This window comes from Methylophilus glucosoxydans (genome assembly GCF_042676145.1).
Taxonomy (GTDB): domain Bacteria; phylum Pseudomonadota; class Gammaproteobacteria; order Burkholderiales; family Methylophilaceae; genus Methylophilus; species Methylophilus glucosoxydans.
In genome coordinates this window covers 506,787-530,035 of the sequence record NZ_JBHTJW010000002.1, presented here as the reverse complement: position 1 = coordinate 530,035, position 23,249 = coordinate 506,787, and the positions used below count along the sequence as shown (strand labels likewise).

Below are 23,249 nucleotides of genomic sequence, written 5' to 3'. Positions count from 1 at the left end.
CCAGCATTTCTATCTCCATAAAAAACAATAAATATCCTGTAATGCCATGAGCGATGCGCCTTGGCCGAGATTTGACGATGATGAATATTGAAGCCCACTGCTTCTCTTTGATCACTCTGGAAAAGTTTTTAATAGCTTTGAGAGGGATATCAGGGGAGCGCTATGCCTAGACCAAAAATTAAATGGGACTATTTGGCGAAAAAGATTGCGGACAAAGAAGGAACAGGCTTTGGAAATGATTATCGGCCATGGATCAAACTGGAGCGATGGAATACTTCGAAAGTATCTACGCAGTGCACGAAGTCCATTCCACCATTGTCAAGAGCATCGCATTTCCTAAGTTTGAGTGAATACAATTTGGCACTTGCATTTGCATGGGCTGGCGCGGAAATACGGGAGCAATTTCCGATTTGGCCGTGGGACCATCCGCATCCAGAGTGTGGTCGAAACGTTGCCATAGATCGCTTTCTTCCCCATGCCATGGGCACAAATAACATATGCGAAGTGATAGGGATCACTCCTGGCGTATATCCGGGGACAAACATCCCCTTCATCTGGAGCATGGACATGTGCCTACATCTGCCCTGGGTGAAAGATCCGCTTAAGTCGAGTGCAATGATCTCTGTTAAACCTGTCAGTCAGGTCAGCACAGATCAGGGGATTTCATTAAGTAGAGTGAGTGAAAAACTGGAAATTGAGCGCAATTACTGCAAAGTTATTGGCATGCATTATATCTGGGGCGACGATGACGCTTTTCCCAAAGCATTATTCGCCAATCTGGACAATTTTCGTGGCAGTGCAGTGATTCCTGTTCATCATCCCGCCAACAGGATCATGCAGGCATTTCTTGATAAGCATGCTCACAAGCTACAGGATGAGGCCATTGAGTTCACCCAACTCGTGCTCCAGCAAGACTACAAGTGCAATCAAGATACCAGCACTCTAATCCAAAATCATCTTCTCTGGCATCAAGTCATAGACGTCAATCTTGCGGAAACCCTGGTAGCCAGACGTATACCTAAAGCTGGTGGCCGAGAATTGATAGCCAAGATTCGTAGAATTCTGGAGGGCCATCACGGTGAAGAATAAACACAATATCTTTCCTGGCATGGCGATCAGCCCCGTTAATCAGTCGAGTAAGCTCATCAAGGGGCTAATGCGCATATTAATGCTTAATCTCGAATCTGGGACTGTGATTTGTATCCAGGCAACCCCACAGCAGAGACATAACCGTAATTACTACTTGCAACCAATAATAATTACCGTAGCAGCAATAAATGATGAAATTGATCAGAACAACATTGCTCTTCACCATCTTGGAATTAAAAGCCGAGCTGATGTTCTTTTGTCTGATGAGGAGCTGGATAGGAAATATGGTAGTAGTCCATGCCCTGCGGTCGTTGCCAGACGGGAGAGACTGGTTATTCTCAACGCGTTAGTCCCTGAAGGGATGGACTACTCTGTACTGCTAGACCCTCAACTGAGGAATGAGATTGTAGCGAATTACCTCACCAAGCATGGCAAAACACAAAATCAAAAGCAAGCTAAAGCAGCCGTTGTTCAGCTCATTTACCAATTTTTTGCCGAGGGCAGTACCCCCAATGCCCTGACACCATACTTCAGTCAAAGAGGCGGTAGAGGTAAGGAGAAAAAGCAAACAAAGAAATCTGGCGCACGCAATTCCCCTACAAAAAATGGCATCAAAGGTGTTGAAGGCTTCGTCATGACGCAAAGAGACAAAGAGATTTGTGGCTATTGCATGAAACACTATGCCCATGGCAAGAACTCTATAAATAAGGCATTGAGTGATATGTGGCGTCACTTTTATTCAACCCCGGTCCAGTCACCTAATGGACAGGTGACACCTGAACTCTATCCAAAATTCTTGCGACCTACAAAGTCTCAATTCGAAAGATGGGGGCAAAAATATAGTGGCCTGAACTTAATGACAAGGCATTTGAATTCACAACAATTGGCTCGGTTTGACCGCGCTTTACTTGGTACGGCTCAAGATGGCATCGTCGCTGTCGGACAAGTTGCCTCTATCGACTCGACATCCACTGATGTGCATTTTGTTTCTATGTTGAATCGACAGACGCGGATTGGCTTGATGAACAGGATACTCGTTGTAGACAGCTTGTATGGCTACATTGCAGGTTTCTACATGGGTACTGAGGCTTCTAGTACGGAGACTGTCAAACTTGCTATTTTGCATGCCGGTTCAGAGAAGTCAGACTGGCTGAAGTGGTTGGGACTTGAAGATGAAATTCCTTCTGAAGATTGGCTTGGGTTGAAATTTGACACGTTCAATGCAGATAACACCGAAGCCAGAACAATGGAAATTATAGACTCAATCACCGCACTTAATGGTGGTATGAGATATGTACCGGTTGCAAGATCCGACTTAAACTCTATAGTGGAGACTGCCCATCACTCGTTACACAGATCAGTAGACCACAAGGAACCAGGCACTACACGTGGCAAAAAAACGGATCGAGGGGATATAAAGCCTGAGTTAGAAGCGCGCATTACAATCATTGAGGGGATCAGGGACATTGCACGTGCAATACATGTTCATAACACCAAATCGTTGACCCATATCACCCCAAGTTTGAATATGCGGCAGGAAATACTGGATAAGGGATTGAAGTTGAGCCGGTTGAACCTGACACGCCTAGCCATGCGACAAGGCAGATTTAACAGTAATGGCATCCATTTTGATGACTTTGTCATCAAGTTCTCAATGCCGATTAAAGGCACATTTACAGCCAAGGGCGTAAAACTTCATAACCCTAAGGCCAATCGAAGAGAGTTTATTGGATCCTTACGTTTTGTATCAAATGACCCGATCATGGTGGAGAAATTCACGCGCGCCAAAACGGCCAGGAAAGGTTCGCCCGAAAACTTCGACGCCACCTTCTTTCACAACCCTTATTGCCTGGACAAGATTTTTTACCTGGATGTACAAACGGGTAAGACATACACGCTGTATCAGGTCGCTTGGGAGGAAGACTTCAAGGAATACACGCTGGATGATCACATGGATATGCAAAATCAGGACGCAGTGCGACATCACTTTGAAGACGAGGACAATGAGCAACTGGTCACTGTGTTGGATCATCGTATTGAGGTAACCGGCAACAATGCCAAGAAAGCTTATCAGGCGGATATAGCGGTCAATCCCCCTTTATCTAAATCACAAATTGCCAAGGGTAGGAATGAAAATCGACAAAAGGAAAGGCCGTTGCTGAAGCATGGCATAGTGATCCCTGTCGAAGCACTAGCAGATGTTGCTCCAGAAACTATGCCTTTGCCAGAGGTGGTTGCCAATCAACCACCTCTGATTAATCAGACACCACCTGTGTTGAATCCGTCACAGCGGTTGGATAGGGATTTTTCCAGTCGTAAGATGCGCAACCTCCTTAATGCCATTATTGCGGAGGATGATTAATGTTTGGTGAACCTAATCCGCTATTGGACCTTGTGCCCATGTTCAATGATCCGAAAGATCTCCATGCGGCACTGACCCATAATCCATTGAAGGATGTGGATGTTTCCAAATTGAATTTCATGCAAAAAAAGATACTCCTGGCAACGCCTCAAGTCATGCTCAAACCTACCACGCAAACTCTGATGGCTGCCCTGACTTGGTATTCAATGATGGTAGGTAGTTTGAGCAACCGTAACCCGTTGCGAGCAGAAAATCGCCGACTGTACTGGGAAGCGCTCAATGCAGACCCTAACAGAGACAAGCCATTCGAAAAGCCTCTTTTGACTGGTATTTCAGCCAATGTGTTCAAGGGGCCTGCCGGCACAGGAAAAACAGTCACATATCAACATTTTTCCAATTGTTTCCAGCAGGTCATTGAACATGGTAGAAATGATGCGGCGGGTTGGGTAAGTATCAAGCAACTGGTGTATTTTCATGTTGATATGTCTCATGACGGCAGTAGAAAAGGCTTCCTTACGGCCATATTGATGAAGCTGGATAGCCTGCTTGGTACAGACTATGGCACCACTCTTCCACGCGCACACAAAACTGTCGAAACGCTTGCAGTCGCCACCATACAACGCCTACTCGCACACTTTACCGGGATTATCTTCATCGATGAAATTCAGCTAAGAAATCTGGTTAAAAACAGTAGCGCTGATTTGATGCAAACCTTCTTGCTGTCATTAATCAATAGCGGAATTCCGATAGTGCTCACTGGAAATGAACGCGCCATGGATTGGGTTTCTTACTCGCAGGACATCACCAGGTTATTGATAACCAACCCGATACATGCGCATCCGATAGGCGCGTTAGACGAACCTGGCTGGGAAGCTGACTGGAACGCAATGTGTGACCGGGGTGTCATGAGGTTCTATCTTCTAGACGAACCGGTAGCAAATCCTGCTGCTTGCTCTGAAATGCTCTATCGCTGCAGTGGGGGTGTGGCCCGACTTGCGCACTCACTCTGGACCCAAGCCCAATCGCACTGCTTGATTACGGCAAAGCCAATGGTAGCCCCAGAAGATATAGAGGCGGTCTTCAACAGCATTCACTACGACTCCATCAGGAATTTCGTCAATGGCTTCCATTTCAAGAATGCTGATCTTTTAACGCTGTATCCGGATGTAGATTCGAATTTTTACAGGCGTCACTGGCAACCGAGCCTGATGCCATCAGACTCGCACATAGATACGATAACAGCAGTTGAACCCCCAACGACTAAAAAGAAGCCGCCTAGAACCCTCAGTGAACAATCTAAATTCAAAAGTCAGGAGACGCGTAAGAAGACGACTCAGGCGCATGCAGCCCATTTGAAGCGTACGCTATCGCCCGATGATATGCGCCGTGAAGGACATGTCCAGAATAACCTGAACCAGCTGATGAAGCTCAAGGACGCGGCAGAGTCATGAAATCGAATTCATTGATACTTCCCAGTCTTCACAAAGACATGACCTTCTTCTCGTGGATGAGCACAACGCAGGTTCTCAATGGAGCGATATCTGGATACAGGCTCAGTCAGGTGCTCATGCAAAATGGTTCTGCCGGTTGTCGCTTAGATTTCCCCTCACACCTCGATGCATTTTGCCGTTCAACGTCTTATGCTTTTGGTCATCCAGAGGATATCGCACTCGGACATACCTCCCTGCCATACTTTCTTGCTTTCCGCCGACAGTCTCTTACTGGAGAATGCATTCAGGTTATGCAGGGTGATTCCGTTGAAACCCTTAAATTCAAACTAGGGATTGCGCCAGCCCATTACAGGGACTCTTCAGATTTGAAGTTCTGCCCGGCGTGTAGGGATGAAGATATGGATACCCTGGGCTATTCGTATTGGCATCGAGAACATCAGCTACCTAGCGCGCATCTATGTCACAAGCATTCTACTGGGCTTTGGACGATTCCCTTCAGGTCTGTCGGACTTCAAAAAAATGCTTTCATCGTGCCCTCTCGTGCGGTAATCGAACAAGCCATCTCTCCATTGAATAAAGCCAGTGTGTTAAAAGCAATTACAGACATCTCAAACCATTTGTTGGTTGATCAGTTACCTGGTGGTTTTGATGCTCTGCAACTGCATTTCACATATCAACATGGATTGAGGGAACAGGGTTTACTGACCAAGGCTGGACGCATCAGGGTGGAGGATTTTTTAGAGAGGTTTGAACAGTATTTCAGACAGTTAAAACAGATCCCCCCTTATCAGCGCTTGTTACTTGCTGACAATATCCCTCACTTCCTAAAACTCATCAGAAAACCAAGGGGTCATCATTTAACGCTAGCGCATATTCTCTTGATTGAATTTCTGTTCGGCAATTGGGAACTCTTCAGTGCCACATATGCTTGGGAAAGCCAGTTCCAACTGGATCTTCAGATACGCGGTGAAGAAGAACATTCATTGCATGCAGTCGATGACAGGCTGATTGTCATCGCCCAGCAATACAACAATGGAGCATCGCTTAGAAGCCTAGCCAGTCAATATTGCTATGACATTCAAACCCTGATGAGGTTGTTAGAAAAATCCGGCTTGGCCCAAATAAAAAAACGACCCAAAGTGCTGACCTCTGAGAAAGTGGCTGAGGTGTTGAGGCTACTGGAGGCGGGCAAACCATTGGTCGAGGTGCAGTCCCTCACACAACTCTCAAAATCTTCTATCGACAGAATTTTAAACAGCCAACCCGACATTAAAACTGCTTGGCAGGAAAGCAAATTTAAGAATTCGCTTGAATTAAGGAGACAGCAGTTTTGTGAAGTAAGAAAGCAATATCCTGAATACAGTGCCAATGAAATCCGGGGTGAGATCCTCACCTCATATAAATGGCTACTTAAACATGACTTGTCATGGTTAAAGTCACAACTAGCACTACTCCCAAAAGGCAGGTTAGTTAGAACCAAAAGTCCAAGCAAAGACCGTATTGATTGGGTTAAGCGTGATCAGATATGCCTCTCCGCCTTGATGCAACTAGATGTATTTATCATAGATAGCTGGGAACGCCAGACGCCCAATATCTTTCTTCGCCGCCTTCCAACGCTGAACTTCACACCGAGATTAGAGAGGCTACCACTGTCAAAAAAGTGGATTTCAGAAAAACTAGTGATGCTGCAAACCAACTCAATTGAAAAGTTCGACTTGAGAGTAGGAGGTAGCGGATGATTGTTCCTGCCATACTACCTGATGAACTCATACACGGTTACTTGGTGAGATTGAGTTCAATCAATGGTTTAAAAATTAGTGACTTTCTACTTTATGTTAATGATGAGGTTAAGGCTTCAAAAAATAACCAGATACCTTCGGGCTTTAATGATGTGATTTCAAAAATAGTACGTATGCCTCAGGCGTATCTGCTGAAACACCATAGCTTAATTCATCTCCTAAGGCATAAGCATCAATTAAAAAATCCTACGAAGTTAGGGTATATATACTTTAATACCCCCTCCTTCTTCAAGGAGGAAAATTACTTTTGTAGATCATGCTGTCAAGAAGATGTTGAATATCATGGATACAGTTATTGGAGAGTGACACATCAGCTACATGGTTTAGAGTTTTGTTTAAAGCATAGGGAGCTTTTAATACAAGTGCGCCGGGATCGGTATTTCAGAACCATGCCGAATGTGATCCGTTCGGATGATTACATCTCAGCTGTAAACGTTGATGCCTCAATATTAAAGTGCTCTGCCGCGCTAAGATTTTTCGAGTTATGTGAAGACTTTCAGACTAACGAAATCTATTTGAACCGAAACACTCTTACTCCACATTTGAGGATGCTGGCGGGAGAGCTTAGCATCAACACTACAAAAAGAAATGGGAGTATTCATTTAAGCGAATATTTGGCTCAAACCTACCCAACGGTTTGGTTATGTAAATACTTTGATTACTGGCGAAAGAGGGAAAATCATTATTCCGACAGTAGAACTATGCGAGGTTTTCTAACCAGACATTACAGTCATCTCGATATTTTCAATTATTTGCTGGTCATAGCTGCAATAGATCCAAATATAAATTTGAAAGATTATGCGGTTTAAAGAAACGCACTTGTCTTGTAGATCCAAAGGTCACGGCAATAGGGCTAAACTCAATAAATAATCATGCAGAGAGTGAGAAATGATTTCAACACTTTGGACAAAACTCATCACTAAAATCAAGCTAAAGCTATCTAAGAGCAGTGCTGAGGCAGTCGAACTTAAGGCACTTATTTCCAAAATCACCGATAAGAACAAACATAATTTAATTTTTCCTAATGCCTACGAATCCCACCATACACACCATACAAAAAATGAAGATGAAACTTTTACCGTTCAAATTAGCGTAGAGTCATGTGAACAAGTTATGAAGCGTTGGGCTAAAGAAATGAAAGCTTTAGATGATGGAGTATTTCAGGAACCTTCTAAGCGGCTTAGCTTTGAAACATGGGAGGATTTTTATGATATTTTCTCAGACAAAGGTAAAGCAATGATTGAAGAACTCAGGAAAGACCATGAAGACCGTCCTTAACATTGGTGTTAAAACATGCTTACCCTTGCCTACATTATTCTTGTAATAACAATAATATCAACCATCGCAGCAATCACTGGTGCATACATACTTAGAAAAAGAAATATAAAGCGAAGACTTGAGTTGAGCAAAAAGCGTTGAAAGTTAAAAAAACCTACTTCTAGCATCTCTTGTGAAAGTGAAAGTATGAAGCAAAAATTATGTACTAGCTCAGACCTGATCTGACAGTTACCGAGTTTTAGTGGGTGTCTGTCAGGTTAGATTTGGTTCAGGTTTTTGCCATCCCAAATCAATTTCCCACTGAGCAAAGTTTCCATCGGCGTTCTGCCGTTGCAAATCTTGCCCTGATGAGTTCTTTCATTATTGTAATAATCCAGCCAATCGTCCAGATCTTTCTGCAAGCTATTAATATCCTCATAGAGCTTCTTGCGGAAGGTGATTTGGTAAAACTCCTGCAGTATTGTTTTATGGAAGCGTTCGCAGATACCGTTAGTTTGCGGTGACATGGCCTTGGTTTTGGTATGGTCGATGTCATTGATTGCCAGATAGAGCTGGTAATCATGCTGTTCTACTTTTCCGCAATACTCGGTACCACGGTCAGTCAGAATTCGCAGCATTGGCAGGCCTTGGCTGGTATAGAACGGCAGCACTTTGTCGTTGAGCAAGTCGGCAGATGTAATCGGCATTTTCGTAGTGTAGAGCTTGCAATGCACGACCTTGCTGTAATCTCAAACTAATTTTAAAGAGATGTCCCATTCCGGCTCTTCGTAATCAACAGTAGAGACGGCATCAAAACTACATTGGCCATCACCGCAAACAACAAACCACTGACAACAACCAAAGCCAACGGGTACTCAATTTCATATCCTGAAATTGGCCCTTTAAATATGATCGGCATTAAAGCCATGGTTGTTGCTAAACTTGTCATGGCGATTGCTCTAGTGCGGCTTGATATGGCGGATATTAGAATTTCCTTTGTTATCGCGGAATTCTGGGACTGTTGCTGAACATTTGAAATAATCAAAATGCCATTTCTAGCTGCAATCCCAATCACGGCGATTAATCCGATCATGGCGCCGAGAGATGTCACTCCCCCGGAAAACCATATTCCCAGAACACCACCAGCAATCGCAAAAGGAAGCATTGCAAACAACATCAGCGTTAATCGTACTGATTTAAGAGATGTTTTAATCAGTATAAAAACAACCAGAAGTGCCAAGGATGTGTATGCAATCAGCGTTTTAGTTGCAGTTCTCTGCTCTGCGTACTCGCCCATGAATTTAATGTAATAGCCATCTGGCAACTTGATATGTGAGAGCTTATTTTCAATAGACGAGGCAACGCCACCACTATCTTTTCCAGCCACATTGGCAGAGATGTCAATTTTTCGAGAAGCAGATTCTCGTTTCACCTCGTTTGGTGTTGGTTGAATATAGATATCAGCAACATCCGATAGCTGCACAACTGCCCCTGTTGGGCTTAATATTTGCAACTGTCTAAGTGACATCAAGTTATCACGTACTGGGTGATTGCTGATGAGACGCACATTAAATCTTGCCTGATCCATCAATATTTCGCCCTGAACTTTGCCTTGCGTCATCAAAGTCAGTGCCTGCTTGATCTCAGCTTCATTGATTCCATATTTTGCAGCGTGCGAATTTTTAATACGCACATGAATTTGTGGCACCAATACTTGCGATTCAACTTTCAGATCAATCACGCCAGGCTCTGTTGCTATTATTTGACGTATTTCTTCGGCTTTACTTCTAAGTGTCTCCAAGTCATCGCCAAATAATCTAATCACGATACTCGAACTGTTACCAGACATTACCTCCTTAGTGCGCTCCTTCAGATAGGTTTGTACATCCGTAAAAATGCCGGTGTACCCAGAGATTGTTTGATTGATTTTTTGCACCGTTTCTTCGTAAGGGACGTTTGGAGTAATGCTTACCCAGAGCTCACCAAAATTCGGACCGACCACTTCATCAGCGACTTCAGTGCGCCCGATATGTGCCCCCAAGTTTCTGACACCATCGATTTGCATCAACTCCTCACTGGCACGAACAGTCATTTTTTTCATCTGTTCAACGGATGTCGTTGGGCGCGAAACAAAGTGCATCAAAAAATCTCGCTCTTTAAAAGCCGGTATGAATTCGGAACCAAGAAATGGGATGCTACACATGATCAAACACAATCCAATCATCGCACCGAGCACGACTTTTTTTGGTTGTTCCAACATGCGAGATAACCATTTGTTCACAACGGTAAGCTCTGGTGAATTGGCGTGAGGAATATGCCGTGTGTTCTTCAATAGGCAATATGCCAGCGCGGGTGTCAATATGAGGGCTACCAGCAGTGAGGCTGAGATGGCTAACAAATAGCCATATGCAAGTGGTTTAAAGAATGCACCGGCAATGCCTTCAAGGAAAAAGACCGGAATGAATACTGACATCACAATAAGCGTGGCATAGATCACTGCGCCTCTCACTTCATAAGAGGCTTGAACAATCACTTTCAGAAGAGATTTAGGATGCTGGCTGTTTTGATTCTTTTCTACCGCACGCAGTATATTCTCCAAATCAATAATCGAATCATCGACGACCTCACCTAATGCAATCACCAGACCTGCAAGCACCATGGTATTAATTGATATTCCCAACCAGGTAAGAATTAAGATGGCGGTGACCAAAGATACCGGAATGGCAACCAGACTAATCACGGCTGGACCGGGCTTGCGTAAGAACCAGAATAAAATGATTGCAACTAACGCAATGCCAACCAGAATGGCTTGTTTTAGGTTGTCGATGGCTTGCTCAATAAACGATGCTGGCCTGAAGATGGTGGCATCCAATGTGACATCTTTTAAACCCGGCTTCAATTCTTTAAGCGCCCGATCAATGTCTGCGGTCACTTTCAGCGTGTTGGCATCAGGATGTTTTTCGACAATCAACAACAAACCGTCTCCACGATTGATGACGGCATCGCCAATAGGCATCGCATGATGCCACTCAACCTCAGCTACTTGCCCAAGCTTAATGGGGATGCCATTATTAATCCCCACTACCATGTCCATAAAATCTTCTTTTGAGATTGTGGGCCGGTCATAAGTGACAGCCAGTCTTTGCTGATCCGTATCGAGGTAACCTGATCCCTCGGAACTGATTGCAGACGTGACTTGTTGACCGACTTGGGAAACAGAGAGTTGGTATTGTGAAAGTTTGAGCGGGTTAAATTGAATATGCAGTTCAGGCTCGCGTAATCCCCAGATCGCAACATTGGCCACACCTGGAATAGACATCAAACGAGGTCGTATTGTCCACAATGCTTTCGTGCTTAACTGTTGGATGGATAGTTGACCTGAGGTTAAGCCAATTTTTAATACCCTGGAAAGCGAAGATAAGGGCGGTAGCATTACAGGTGTTTTAGCGGTTGCAGGCAATCGCTGGCTAACTAGCAATAGTCTCTCTTGTACAGCCTGTCTGGCCACGTCAATCTGGGTGTTGGGCTCAAACAGCATGACAACAGATGAAAGGCCAAGCACCGACTTTGAACGCAATGTTTTAAGATGCGGAATTCCATTCATGGCATGCTCAACAGGAATGGAGATCAGTTGTTCTGTTTCCAGACTCGATAGCCCTGGTGCTTCAGTTTGTATCTCCACTTTGACTGGAGAAAACTCAGGGAAGACATCCATCGGCGTTTCTGGAATCCACCGCAATCCCGCCAAAATAAGCATGATTGCCAGGGCAATTACAAGGTGGCGTAGCTGAATAGCCCGCGTCGTCAGTTTTTTCAACATATTCAGTTCTGCCCTAATGCGTGTAGCCTGTTTCAAGCGCAAATAATTCTTGAGCACCCTGAGACACAACAAATCGTCCTGTCAGATGTGGCTTCTTAACTACACAGGCGTTTGAGGTCTTGTCTGAGACAAACACTCGTTCACGCCGAAAATGCGTTTCATCCTCTTTGAGGTAAATCCATTCACCTCCATACATATCGACCACAATTGACGAACAGGGTATGCCCAATGCCATCAGTCTTGGTGCTCGCTCAAAAATGTTGACACTAAGTTTTTGCATGACGGCAAGCTCTTCTATATCCGAGGATATATACATCACCTTGCGCATCCCTGTTTGCGGATCTGCATCTAGGGGCAGCATCACTTTCTTTAAATGAATTTCTTTATCGCTTACCGTATCATCTGAAATCCAGGCATCGTTTAATTGCAAATTTTTAATCTGCTCTTGTGGAACGAAAACGGTGATCAGTAATTGATTGGTACTCACGATATCCAGCAATTTACTACCTCCGGCCAAGAGTTGGCCGGAAGTAAAATTGACACTAGCAATGACACCGTCTCTCGCTGCTTTAATCTCATATACGCCGCTTGCGCCCTCTGCGACGGCTTGTTTCAGCAGCGCGTGTTTCTGCTTGACGGTATTGAGATTGGTTTCTGCAATCGCTAAATTAGCTTGTGCATCATCGACACTCTTTTGACTGCCTACGTGCTGCATAAATAACTGCCTGGCTCTGTTAAATACCAAGCGATTCGCTTCTACTTGTTCCTGCGAGGATTTGAGTTGTCCTTCCGTATCTGAAAGGTTGGTTAGCAAACTCAGTCTAGTTTCTGGTGTCACCACGGGTTTGATTTTGAGTAGCAGTTGTCCTGCTTTGACCTTATCTCCCAAATGCAAATGAGCATTCAAGTCGACATACCCATTAAAAGGAGTAATGTAATTAGTGAGCGCTTGAGGCGCATAGCCGATTTGTGCTGGAAATAGTTTTGATGAAAGTGCTTTTACCGAGCGTATTTCTCTTACTTCCAATCCCAATTTCTTGATTGCACTGTTTGATAATTCGACCTGATTGAACTGATTTTCATTGGCAGTGATTGTTTCGGATAGAGCAAATAATGGGCACAGCATCAACAATCCTAACAGGCATGTTATAAAGCGATGTGATTTGATGACTATCATGTGGTGGTTGATCGACATGACTTCTCTTTCAATGATGATTAATCGTGAGACTTTGGGAGGTGCTGGTGCTGCGCATGAGGTCCGACCAACTCAGAATCATGTCTGCTTTCAGTTGGGTCTCTCGCAGTTTAAGATTGAGATATTTTCTGGTGCTTTCCAGCACACTTAAATAAGCAATCTCACCGTTCTGATAGGCGGTTTCAGCGTCATGAATGACTTGCACTGAATTGGGAAGTAACGCCGTCTGCAACTGTTGCCACTCTTGGCAATCACGCTGGTATTTGAATTGACTGACTTGAATATCAAGGGAGGCCTTCAGTTTGGTCGCCTCAGCCTCGTGCATGGTTTTTAGTAGCTCAGCATCAATACGTTCGACCTGTCCCTGGTTTTGATTGAAGATAGGCAAATTGAATCTAAGGGCGGGCGCCAGAACATGACCATTGGTTTGGCCACTGGTTGCATCTGCAATAGCAGCAGGCGCTAACCAGTTTAGCCCGTTCAAACGGCGCTTCTCTTTCACAGCCATGATCGCAGCTTCAGCAGCAAGGACATCTGCTCTGCTAGAGATCGCAGCAGTTTTTAATTGGCTAATGTCTTCCGCAGAACAGGAAGGTAACAGTGCATCGCTTAGTGATAACTTCCGTGTCTCATTTGCGTGATTAAGCATATGCATGAGTTGTGTATTCGCAATCCGTGCTTCAATCCATGCAGATTGCAAGTCTCGCTCGACTAATAACATTTCGTTTTCTGCAATCAGCGAATCTTGAGCGCTGGTATCCCCTAAATTCTCACGAGTTTTAGCTAATCGGGTGATCGTGTTGTTAACACTTAAAGCCTCCTCCAGTCTTTTAACTTTTTCCTGGCTAATAACGGCTTGTGCGTAAGCGACACGCGCGTCGCGCACAAGTGAGAATCCAGTTTGCATTAATTGGAGTTGCGTCTGTTTTGATTGAGCTTGCATTTGCTTAAGTCGTAACGGCCTGAGCAATAACGCCTCAAGTGGAAACTCTATGGCATACCGATAAGGTTTATTCGCTACTCCAAAAGCATAAAATACTGAAGGATTGCTGATTTGACTGGCGAGTTGCAAGTCTGCCTGCGCAATCTCCAGTTCTGTTAATTGCGCTTGAAAAGTAGGATTGTTACGCAAGGCGAGTATGACTGCAGCATACTCAGAAAGAAACTCATCTGTTTCATTAAGTTGCTCATGTTGCTTTGATTGCAATGACCGGTCTTGGGACACGATATTGGCAACGAGTTCTTTAGGTTTGATAGACTGTGGACCCTGACAGGCAGTCAGCAGCGCTACGAAGAACGACAAAGCAATCCTGGTGCAGATTATTCGGTTCATAAAGAGTGTGAAATTAATCATATTAGACGGCATCTTGCAGTGCTTTTCTTAAGGCAACCTTAAGATTGAGTGTTTAATCTGCTCGTAAATGTCATGGAGAGACGCAAAGTGAAACTTCTGCTGGTGGAAGACGACGCGATGATAGGCGAAGGATTGCAACAGGCTATGCGAGCGCACGCCGTATATTGGGCTAAGGATGCGATGCAGGCCGAACAGGCAATCATGCAAGAGGTATTCGATGCAATTTTGCTCGACATTGGATTACCCAAAAAAAACGGGATTGAATGGCTTACTGAATTCAGAAAGGCAGGTAATCAAACACCTGTGATCGTCATTACCGCCAGGGATGCAATAGAGCACCGAATTGAGGGGTTAGATGCCGGGGCAGATGACTATGTACTCAAGCCATTTGCAATTGAAGAACTGGAAGCCAGACTGAGGGCTATTTTCAGGCGCAAAGAAGAACGGCTCACCAATCAGATTGAAATTAATGGCGTGGTATTAAATACCGCAAATTACACGTTATCTGCTGGTGCTTTAAGTCACAGGCTTTCCAGTAAAGCATTCGCAATCATGTATCACCTGATGTCGCAGCCAGGAATGATTTTTTCTAAATCACAATTGGAAGAGAAGCTCTATGGCTGGGGTGAAGAGATCGACAGTAATGCGGTTGAAGTGCATGTGCATCATATCCGCAAGAAATTTGGCCCTGACATCATTCAGACCATTCGAGGCATAGGTTATGCCTTTCCTGACAAAAAGGAAAAGTAAATGCGTTCTATTAAGTTTGAACTGACTATTTATCTTTCTTTGGGCATCGTCTTCATTATTGGGCTGCTTTCTTTTTTATCCTATCACTCTGCAGAAGACGAGTTAGGGGAGCTATATGACGCGAATATGGAGCATTTAGCATCGGCTATGATTGAGAATTTTGCTGAAAATGCGGCACCTGAGGAGAACTTCATTTCCGGACTCAGAAAATCTAAGCTGCATGGAGAGCAAGATTATCTTATCCAGATTAAACAAAATAACCAGATTATTTACCAATCGCATCGAGGCGTCTTTGCAGCCAAAACCGACAAATCTGGTCTATTTACAGAATGGATAGATCACAAACGCTGGCGCATTTTTATCTTAAGCCAAGAGGGTCTGACTTGCGTAGTGGCTCAGGACTATAAATTACGCCAACGAACCATTCGAGATGTAGCCATCAAGCTGATTATTCCCCAATTGCTGGTGGTGCCCTTTTTAATTATTGTGACGTTGTTAATCATTCAAAAAACATTTAAGCCGCTGACTGTAATGTCAGAAGAAATGGCCAAAAGAAATGTGGATGAGCTGAATCTATTTAATGAAAATAAACAGCCAAATGAGTTGATTCCAATCATTCGATCTTTAAATGTTTGGATGAAAAATGCGAATGCATTTATTACGCTCAGAAAAAGATTTACCAGCGATGCAGCCCATGAACTAAGAACGCCAGTCACCGCTTTGAGGCTACAGCTCTCGTCATTAAATCATGCTAACCAAAAAGAACTGCAAGATCGACTACCGCGTGTTTTTGACAGTCTTAGTCGAATGGAACGTTTAGTAGAACAATTGTTGACCTTATCAAAGGTCGAACCTGATTCGCGACCAGGATCAGTTAGCAAAGTAGACTTGAACGCGCTCATCGTCAGGGTATTGAATGATCTTCGATCTATCTACATGGCAAAAAGACTGGATGTTGGCATGACTTACTCTGATGATGTTCATATTTTTGGAGTTGCTGATGAAATTGAGATTCTATTCAATAATCTTCTAGTGAACGCAATCAACTATTCCCCCGAAGATGGATTGATTAATATTCAAATAAGATCACAGCATCATGCCATTGAAATAGAAATTGAAGACTCAGGACCAGGTATTCATCCAGAGGATATTCACAAAGTGTTTGAGCGATTTTATCGCGCTCATAGTGACAAAGCATCTGGGTCTGGGCTAGGTCTTTCAATCGCTCAGGAGATCGCCCAGAAGCATCATGCTGAAATCATATTAATCAATAAACAACCTAAATCGACAGGGCTGATTGTTAAAGTGATTTTTAATACAGACCTCGAGTCTACTGTTGACCTCTAATTTCAATCTATGCGAACACTGTTACTCTCATCAGAGATAGCGTAGTTCTTTAAGTTCTTATTCTTGGTTAGCATTTTATTCTTGCCTCCACACATACCTGACTCTAACTCATATGCAATCATGACTGAACAGAATAAGTCATCGTGTGAAAGCGCTTGGTTTTTAAATGGTTTAATATCGTCAATGTTGTAATCAAAATTGTTCCCTGTCCATAAAATGGCAGGGACATGCTTTTGTTCTTTTGGGGCCAGCATGTATGGCGCTGCATGCAAGTAAAACCCATGCTCACCGAGTGACTCGCCGTGGTCTGCCACATATAGCATTGCAGTCTCGAATCTATCGTCATGTTTCTTTAGAAAGTTTATGACCTCTGATAAAAAGTAATCCGTATATAGAATACCGTTATCGTAAGCATTGTCAATTTCCTGCTTACTGCAATCTCTCAACTCACCAGTTTGGCAAGCTGGTTTAAATTTTTCGAATTCTTTGGGGTAGCGCCGATAATACTCAGGGCCATGGTTGCCCATTTGATGCAATACAATAAATATATCTTTGCCTTTATTCTGATTAATATAATCATCCAGTTTGTTTAACATACCAATATCTCTGCATTCTCCATGGCACACAGGATTAAGGGTTGGAGATTTAAAGTCTTCGTAACGAACACGAGTTGCAACCCCTTTTGAGTCAGAGTTGTTATCTCTCCACAAAACTGCTATTCCATGATCGTTTAGTACATCAAGGACATTCTTTTGAGCTAAAGCTTTTTCTTTTTCATAGTGTTCTCGCCCCAAAGACGAGAACATACAAGGAACTGACACTGATGTTGAGGTACCACACGAGGATACGTTACTGAAGCTAACTACATTTTCTTTTGATAGCCGAGGGTTAGTATCGCGTTTATAACCGTTAAGTGAGAAACGATCGGCCCTCGCCGTTTCACCGACAACCATAATGATCAGCTCTTTTTTACTATCTGCGAGGTCAAGGTTTTTTATATCGCCAGCAATATTGATTAAAGGCCCATTGTTTGTTTTTACACTCAACTTACTTGTTAAAAACTTAATCGATGAATAAGTGGCATAGGTTGGATTTGCATAAAACCTAACAATCTTGTGCTCGCGGATGAATGTCGCATAGTCGGCTGTAAACGGTACCACCAAAACAACGACACCTAAAATCAGAAACCCTATGGTTTTAAGTCTGGAAATTAATTCATTCTTAAAGTTGGTATTTTTGGGAAAATACTTAATCACACACCAAGCCGGAATTAAGCCAAAAATAAATGTCCTGCCAATTAAGCTGCTAGTTATTAAACCAGAGATTTCATTTCGGTTCGTTTGTATGATGTTATCAATCATTACTGTATCAATGATCACACCCAAGTGATCCATGTAATACGCAGCTTGAGAGGAAACAATTATTAAGAAGGCTAGGATCCAGCGTGCATATTTCCCCAAGCAAACAGAAAGAAAAAAGATTGCTGTTAAGAATGTGAAAAATAGGGAGATTGATACTAGAAAGGGGATGTTGTGTATCGTAAGTGGATATATTTTTGAAATGCCATGGAACAGTGAGTAATTCCCACTGACCATTATAAAAACAACCCACAGACTGATTGCTGTTACTTCTGACTTATCTGTTAAATATGAAAAATTTGATTTTATTATGTTTGCCATTAATATCTTCCTCTCTAGAGGAAGGACTGGCAATAATTATTCCAAATTATAAGATATTGATTATGAATGACTAATTTTATATTCGATTGAATTTTTCTGCAAAACTTGCATAAACTTGAAGTTTTGTATGCAAATTTTGCAGTTTACATAATTAATTTCTACACTTTAAATAGTTGTTACTTCACAAGCCCTTGACGCTTGATCTGACGACCCCATGGCGATCGTTTTATACCTGCTTATGTTTAATAATGATGCAGCTACTTGGATTGCTCTAAGAAACTCAAGCAACTTGCGTTAACATCGAGAACTGGGGTACGTATTTTTTAGCTCAACTTTAGTGATATTCAGCGAAAAAATCGACAGGATTACGTATACTCAGTATTAGTAATTAATATCACGTCTTAAGCGACCCATTGTTTTCTATATCTAGGATTACGTATTTTTTAATAACAAATAGTCGTTGGCGACAATAAACTAAAAGTCGCAAACATTAACCTGTATATTAAAAGCGTTGTTTGGTGATACCAAACACCTGCGCTAAAGCCCCGGACCTTCTGGGGCTTTATTTTTTCCTAGTTGATCAGTTTGAATAGAGACGCTTGGTAAGCATGCCTTTGTGAGGTGAGGCTGACTTTCTCTGAAAGTATTTTCTCTGTCATTTACAAGTGAATGATTGCATTTTTATCGTATTGCACGATTTTAATCACGCCCAAACTTGGACTTAACGCACTATCGAAGTGCATAAATATTGATCACTTTTATAGGAATTCCATTTAAAACAAGGATTTACTGACTGGCATATTAGTTGCTAGTTTAGTCATGTGGGGCAGCAGGTATGAACGCTGCATTACCTAATGGTTGGCTAGGGTTCCGACTTACGTGAGTGAGTGCTGGTCCGAGAGCTGACGACCTCCAAGAGGTTACACGGCGGGATAAAAGCCCGGGAGATAGCAACATTTTGAATGTTAGCTGCTCCCTTGCCGAATAATTTACTTGGAGTTCTCCTATGCTAGTTCGACGCTTTACAATCGCACTGACGCTGCTTTGCTTTTCTCTGTTCAATACCACAGCATTCGCTGCTGACTCAAAAAAACAATTCAATATTTGCTGGACCATTTATGCTGGATGGATGCCATGGGATTATGCGCAAGCAAAAGGCATCGTCGCCAAATGGGCAAAGAAATACGGCATCACGATTAAAGTTACTCAGTTGAACGATTATGCTGAGTCCATTAATCAATACACCGCGGGGCAGTTTGATGGTTGCAGTATGGCCAATCTGGATGCGTTGGTTGTGCCAGCGGCGGGTGGCGTTGACTCCACCGCATTAATTGTCGGCGACTATTCAAACGGTAACGACGGTATTGTCATTAAAGGCGCGAATAAACAGATCAAGGACCTCAAGGGGCAAAGCGTACACTTGGTTCAATATTCTGTATCGCATTACTTACTGGCAAGGGCTCTGGAACAGGCCGGACTCACCCAGAAGGACTTGAAGTTAGTCAATGTCTCAGATGCAGATGTTGTCGCCGCCTTTAGCACACCCTCTGTGAAAGCAATGGCAACCTGGAACCCTCAACTCTCTGAGTTAGCCGCGCTGCCAAATACCTCAAAAGCATTCACCTCCAGCCAGATTCCTGGCGAAATCATCGACTTGATGGTCGTCAATACAGACACTTTACGAAAAAACCCATCGCTAGGGAAAGCTTTAACGGGCGCATGGTTTGAAGTGATGGCACTCATGAAAGCAAAAGATAAAGAGGCGTTGCAATACATGGCAAAGCACTCTGGCACAACCCTGGATTCATACATGCAGCAAATTTCCACCACAGCCCTGTTTTATGAACCTGCTGCCTCACTGGCCTTTGTCAGGGACGCGAAACTGCCAACGGTGATGCAAAAGGTTTCTAGTTTTTCTTTCGAGAATGGTTTGCTAGGGCCTGCAGCAAAATCCGCAACCGCCATTGGCATTGAATATCCCAACGGCGTCGTCACCGGTAACAGCAAAAATATCAAGCTCAGATTCACTGACACGTATCTGCAAATGGCTGTGGATGGCAAGCTCTAAACAGGTCAATCATGAGATTAATTAATCAATACCCCAGCAGGGGGACGAGATGGATGCTTGCCGCCACACCAATGATCTTGATCATTGTTGTGTATTTGGTGAACTCACATCTTCGCCTGGTTGAAAATCCAGAGGACAAGCTCCTTCCTAGTGTTTCTCAAATGTGGGAAGCCCTGAAGCTGATGGCATTTACAGAAGATCCCTCCACTGGGACCTTTCTGATGCTGGATGACACCTTGTCCAGTTTGAAGCGACTAGGGATGAGCTTGGCCATTGTTGCATCGCTTGGGTTAACGCTCGGTATTTTATTAGGGTCGATCCCGTTGTTACGGGCATCACTCTCCCCCTTGGTCGCGATTATCTCCATGGTGCCGCCGCTGGCGATTCTTCCCATCCTGTTTATCGTGTTTGGCCTGGATGAGCTCTCTAAAGTCATGCTGATTGTGATCGGACTCACGCCCATGCTGGCGCGCGACCTGGAACAACGGGCACGAGAACTGCCCAAGGAAATCATCATTAAAGCGCAGACATTAGGCGCTAACTCATGGACGTTAATGATACGGGTGGTACTACCGCAATTACTGGCAAGATTGATGACTTCCCTGCGCTTACTGATGGGCTCAGCCTGGTTGTTTCTGATTTCTGCGGAAGCCATCTCATCCACAGAAGGCCTGGGATATCGCATCTTTCTAGTGCGTAGATATCTGGCAATGGATGTGATCTTGCCCTATGTTTTGTGGATCACCTTGCTCGCTTGGCTGACAGATTATGCCCTCAAAAAACTGCATCAAGTCTGCTTTCCTTGGGCTGAAGGAGCGGACGCATGAGTTTTATAGAGTTTAAGAATGTGTGGCGAAGCTACGGAGACCATGTCGTTTTAGAAGGCCTGAATCTGAAGGTTGAAGAAGGCGAGTTTTGCACGCTGGTAGGCGCTTCCGGATGCGGAAAATCTACATTCCTGCGCATGTTGCTGGGCCAGGAAACCCCCACCAAAGGTGAGATTCTTTTGGATGGGCAAAAACTTCGGGCAGAGCCAGACCCATCCCGCGGGGTGGTATTCCAAAAATACTCGGTGTTCCCGCACCTGACGGTTCTGGAAAATGTAGTCATAGGTATGGAGTTTTTAGCATCGCCTTTTTGGGGGCGCCTGTGGGGAGCTAAAAAGAAAGAAGCAAGACTGAGGGCCACGCAAATACTCACCCGTGTCGGTCTGGATCACCATTTACATCAATACCCTTCTGCGCTATCGGGCGGCATGCAGCAACGCCTCGCCATCGCGCAGGCATTGATTGCTCAACCTCGCATCCTGTTGCTGGACGAACCCTTTGGCGCGCTGGATCCCGGCATTCGCAAAGATATGCATGCACTCATGTTAGAACTATGCAAAGAGACAAAATTGACGGTCTTCATGGTCACCCATGACTTGTCCGAGGGCTTTCATTTGGGCACCCGATTGATGGTATTTGATAAGGTCCGAGTCGATCCACATGCGCCCAAAGCCTACGGTGCGCATATCACCTACGACATCAAGCTCAATCAGGACAGACTCCAGCAACAAGCACAGGTGGCGACATTGCCCACCCATGTGCTTAATCAAACGAATTAAAAGGTTTACCCATGAACAATGATACAAATACATCTAACATCCTCTACGAAGAGCTTGTTCCAGGGGGCGGTCACATCTCCTTCATCCTGAAAAAAGACCAGGTTTTGCGCATGACAGACGTCGAAGGTCACGCCAATGTCAGCCTCATGATGTTGAATGCACATCAACACAGCGAGCGACTGAACTTACCAGACACCTTAAAAGCACAACACACGGCCAAGCTCACAAAAGGACATTGCTTTTACTCGGACATGGGGAGAGTACTCGCCGCCATCACTGAGGACACATGCGGCTGGCATGACAGTTTGGGCGGGGTTTTGAACGCTCAAGAAGTTGAAACGAAATATGGCGTTGGCCGCTATCAGGAACTCAGAAATAATTTCTATCGCAATGGCACGGATAATCTGTTGGTGGAGATGGGTAAATGGAATCTTGATCTTCAAGACTTGCTCATGGTCGTCAACTTTTTTAGCAAAGTGACCGTGGATGACGAGGGATCCCTGTTCTTTGAGCCCAACCATTCTTGTGCAGGCAATTACGTGGAGTTGTATGCCCCAATGGACACCTTGGTGATTCTGACCGCCATTCAACATCCATTGGACCCCAATCCTGAGTATCACCCCCGCCCCGTGCAACTGTCATGGCGCAAGGCAGAGAGTGAAAGTATCAGTGAAGTGTGTCGACAGTCTAGGCCGGAAAACGGTCGTGCTTTCCATAACACTGAACGCTTCTACCTGTGAGGAAGGAATCAATATGAACATCATCTCAAGCCCATTAGTTACTGAAAATGCCTTTTTCCACCATGTCATTCCGGCTGGCGAACCTTATTTGTTTGAAGTCAAAGCAGGACAGACATTCAGGCTGTTAGACACTGAAGGTAACCAGGCTGTGGATACCCTTTTTTATAGCGCGAGCAATCCAAGAGAGCGTTATGACGCGCAACGGACCATGCGTAATCAGAATAAGGTTTACCTGACGACGGGTACAACGCTGTACTCAAACCTGGGCAACCCATTAGCCACGATTGTGGCAGATACCTGCGGTCGCCACGACACGCTGGGAGGCGCATGCGCCCAGGAAAGTAATACCGTACGTTATTCACTCGACAAGCGCTACATGCATAGTTGCAGAGACAATTTCATGTGCGCCTGTTTGCATGATGGCAGACTGAACAAGCGGGATATTGGCGCAAACATTAACTTCTTCATGAACGTTCCGGTCACTCCGGAGGGCGGCTTGACCTTTGCAGATGGCATTTCAGCGCCAGGCAAATATGTGGAATTAAAAGCGCACCAGGATTTAATTGTGTTGATCTCGAATTGCCCACAACTGAACAACCCATGTAATGGATGGAACCCAACCCAAGCGGAGGTATTTGTATGGAACTAACATTCAAAAAGAAGATGATACGCGTCTTTCGAAAAGTGCTTGATGCCTTGTATCAAGGCATGACAGCAAGAGCAGACTTCTCT

17 protein-coding genes, 1 pseudogene and 1 riboswitch are annotated in these 23,249 nt (G+C 44.2%); of the genes and pseudogenes, 13 read left to right on the top strand and 5 right to left on the bottom strand.

The features are described from left to right. The first annotated feature begins 162 nt into the window (after window positions 1-162). The 6 genes from ACFQ1T_RS04955 (at window position 163) to ACFQ1T_RS04930 (ending at window position 7,979) form a co-directional block, all read left to right on the top strand. Window positions 163-1,089, top strand: a complete 927-nt coding sequence (locus ACFQ1T_RS04955; RefSeq protein WP_379074508.1) for a hypothetical protein — start codon at window positions 163-165, stop codon at window positions 1,087-1,089. Beyond that, window positions 1,079-3,451: a hypothetical protein gene (locus ACFQ1T_RS04950; RefSeq protein WP_379074505.1), complete on the top strand. Its 2,373-nt coding sequence runs from the start codon at window positions 1,079-1,081 to the stop codon at window positions 3,449-3,451. Before ACFQ1T_RS04955 ends, ACFQ1T_RS04950 begins: the two co-directional genes overlap by 11 nt. Beyond that, on the top strand, window positions 3,451-4,902 hold the full coding sequence (locus tag ACFQ1T_RS04945; RefSeq protein WP_379074502.1) for an ATP-binding protein: 1,452 nt from the start codon (window positions 3,451-3,453) through the stop codon (window positions 4,900-4,902). The genes ACFQ1T_RS04950 and ACFQ1T_RS04945 overlap by 1 nt, the downstream gene beginning before the upstream one ends. Then, window positions 4,899-6,641, top strand: coding sequence for a TnsD family Tn7-like transposition protein (locus ACFQ1T_RS04940; protein ID WP_379074499.1), 1,743 nt, complete (start codon window positions 4,899-4,901; stop codon window positions 6,639-6,641). The genes ACFQ1T_RS04945 and ACFQ1T_RS04940 overlap by 4 nt, the downstream gene beginning before the upstream one ends. Further along, a complete protein-coding gene (locus ACFQ1T_RS04935; protein WP_379074496.1) occupies window positions 6,638-7,510 on the top strand; it encodes a TniQ family protein in 873 nt (290 codons plus the stop codon). The genes ACFQ1T_RS04940 and ACFQ1T_RS04935 overlap by 4 nt, the downstream gene beginning before the upstream one ends. A 79-nt stretch (window positions 7,511-7,589) precedes the next feature. Continuing rightward, window positions 7,590-7,979, top strand: a complete 390-nt coding sequence (locus ACFQ1T_RS04930) for a hypothetical protein (RefSeq protein ID WP_379074493.1) — start codon at window positions 7,590-7,592, stop codon at window positions 7,977-7,979. A gap of 257 nt (window positions 7,980-8,236) precedes the next feature. Here the strand turns inward: ACFQ1T_RS04930 and ACFQ1T_RS04925 are convergent. The 4 genes and pseudogenes from ACFQ1T_RS04925 to ACFQ1T_RS04910 all read right to left on the bottom strand — a co-directional run. Further along, a pseudogene (locus ACFQ1T_RS04925) lies at window positions 8,237-8,704 on the bottom strand (integrase core domain-containing protein); the annotation flags it as partial. Between the two features lie 14 nt (window positions 8,705-8,718). Next, window positions 8,719-11,778, bottom strand: a complete 3,060-nt coding sequence (locus ACFQ1T_RS04920) for an efflux RND transporter permease subunit (protein ID WP_379074490.1) — start codon at window positions 11,776-11,778, stop codon at window positions 8,719-8,721. Between the two features lie 13 nt (window positions 11,779-11,791). Next, entirely contained in the window at window positions 11,792-12,973 is a 1,182-nt protein-coding gene (locus ACFQ1T_RS04915; protein WP_379074487.1) for an efflux RND transporter periplasmic adaptor subunit, read from the bottom strand. A gap of 10 nt (window positions 12,974-12,983) precedes the next feature. Then, entirely contained in the window at window positions 12,984-14,327 is a 1,344-nt protein-coding gene (locus ACFQ1T_RS04910; protein WP_379074484.1) for a TolC family protein, read from the bottom strand. Window positions 14,328-14,414: 87 nt separating this feature from the next. Between ACFQ1T_RS04910 and ACFQ1T_RS04905 the strand changes: the two genes are divergently transcribed. Then, window positions 14,415-15,077, top strand: coding sequence for a response regulator (locus ACFQ1T_RS04905; protein WP_379074481.1), 663 nt, complete (start codon window positions 14,415-14,417; stop codon window positions 15,075-15,077). Further along, window positions 15,078-16,424, top strand: coding sequence for a sensor histidine kinase (locus ACFQ1T_RS04900; protein ID WP_379074478.1), 1,347 nt, complete (start codon window positions 15,078-15,080; stop codon window positions 16,422-16,424). Between the two features lie 2 nt (window positions 16,425-16,426). Here ACFQ1T_RS04900 and ACFQ1T_RS04895 read toward each other — a convergent pair whose 3' ends face one another. Then, window positions 16,427-18,103, bottom strand: a complete 1,677-nt coding sequence (locus ACFQ1T_RS04895; protein ID WP_379074475.1) for a phosphoethanolamine transferase — start codon at window positions 18,101-18,103, stop codon at window positions 16,427-16,429. An 851-nt stretch (window positions 18,104-18,954) separates the two neighbouring features. Continuing rightward, window positions 18,955-19,052: riboswitch (guanidine-I (ykkC/yxkD leader) on the top strand. A 57-nt stretch (window positions 19,053-19,109) separates the two neighbouring features. Between ACFQ1T_RS04895 and ACFQ1T_RS04890 the strand changes: the two genes are divergently transcribed. The 5 genes from ACFQ1T_RS04890 (at window position 19,110) to ACFQ1T_RS04870 (ending at window position 23,166) form a co-directional block, all read left to right on the top strand. Further along, window positions 19,110-20,171, top strand: a complete 1,062-nt coding sequence (locus ACFQ1T_RS04890) for a putative urea ABC transporter substrate-binding protein (protein WP_275357681.1) — start codon at window positions 19,110-19,112, stop codon at window positions 20,169-20,171. 182 nt (window positions 20,172-20,353) lie between these two features. After that, window positions 20,354-20,998 carry an ABC transporter permease gene (locus tag ACFQ1T_RS04885; protein WP_379074471.1) on the top strand — a complete coding sequence of 215 codons (645 nt, stop codon included), beginning with the start codon at window positions 20,354-20,356 and terminating at the stop codon, window positions 20,996-20,998. Further along, window positions 20,995-21,777: an ABC transporter ATP-binding protein gene (locus tag ACFQ1T_RS04880; RefSeq protein ID WP_379074468.1), complete on the top strand. Its 783-nt coding sequence runs from the start codon at window positions 20,995-20,997 to the stop codon at window positions 21,775-21,777. Before ACFQ1T_RS04885 ends, ACFQ1T_RS04880 begins: the two co-directional genes overlap by 4 nt. A gap of 11 nt (window positions 21,778-21,788) precedes the next feature. Next, window positions 21,789-22,517: an urea amidolyase associated protein UAAP1 gene (locus ACFQ1T_RS04875; RefSeq protein ID WP_379074465.1), complete on the top strand. Its 729-nt coding sequence runs from the start codon at window positions 21,789-21,791 to the stop codon at window positions 22,515-22,517. Between the two features lie 13 nt (window positions 22,518-22,530). Continuing rightward, window positions 22,531-23,166, top strand: coding sequence for an urea amidolyase associated protein UAAP2 (locus ACFQ1T_RS04870; RefSeq protein WP_379074462.1), 636 nt, complete (start codon window positions 22,531-22,533; stop codon window positions 23,164-23,166). Window positions 23,167-23,249 lie beyond the last annotated feature (83 nt).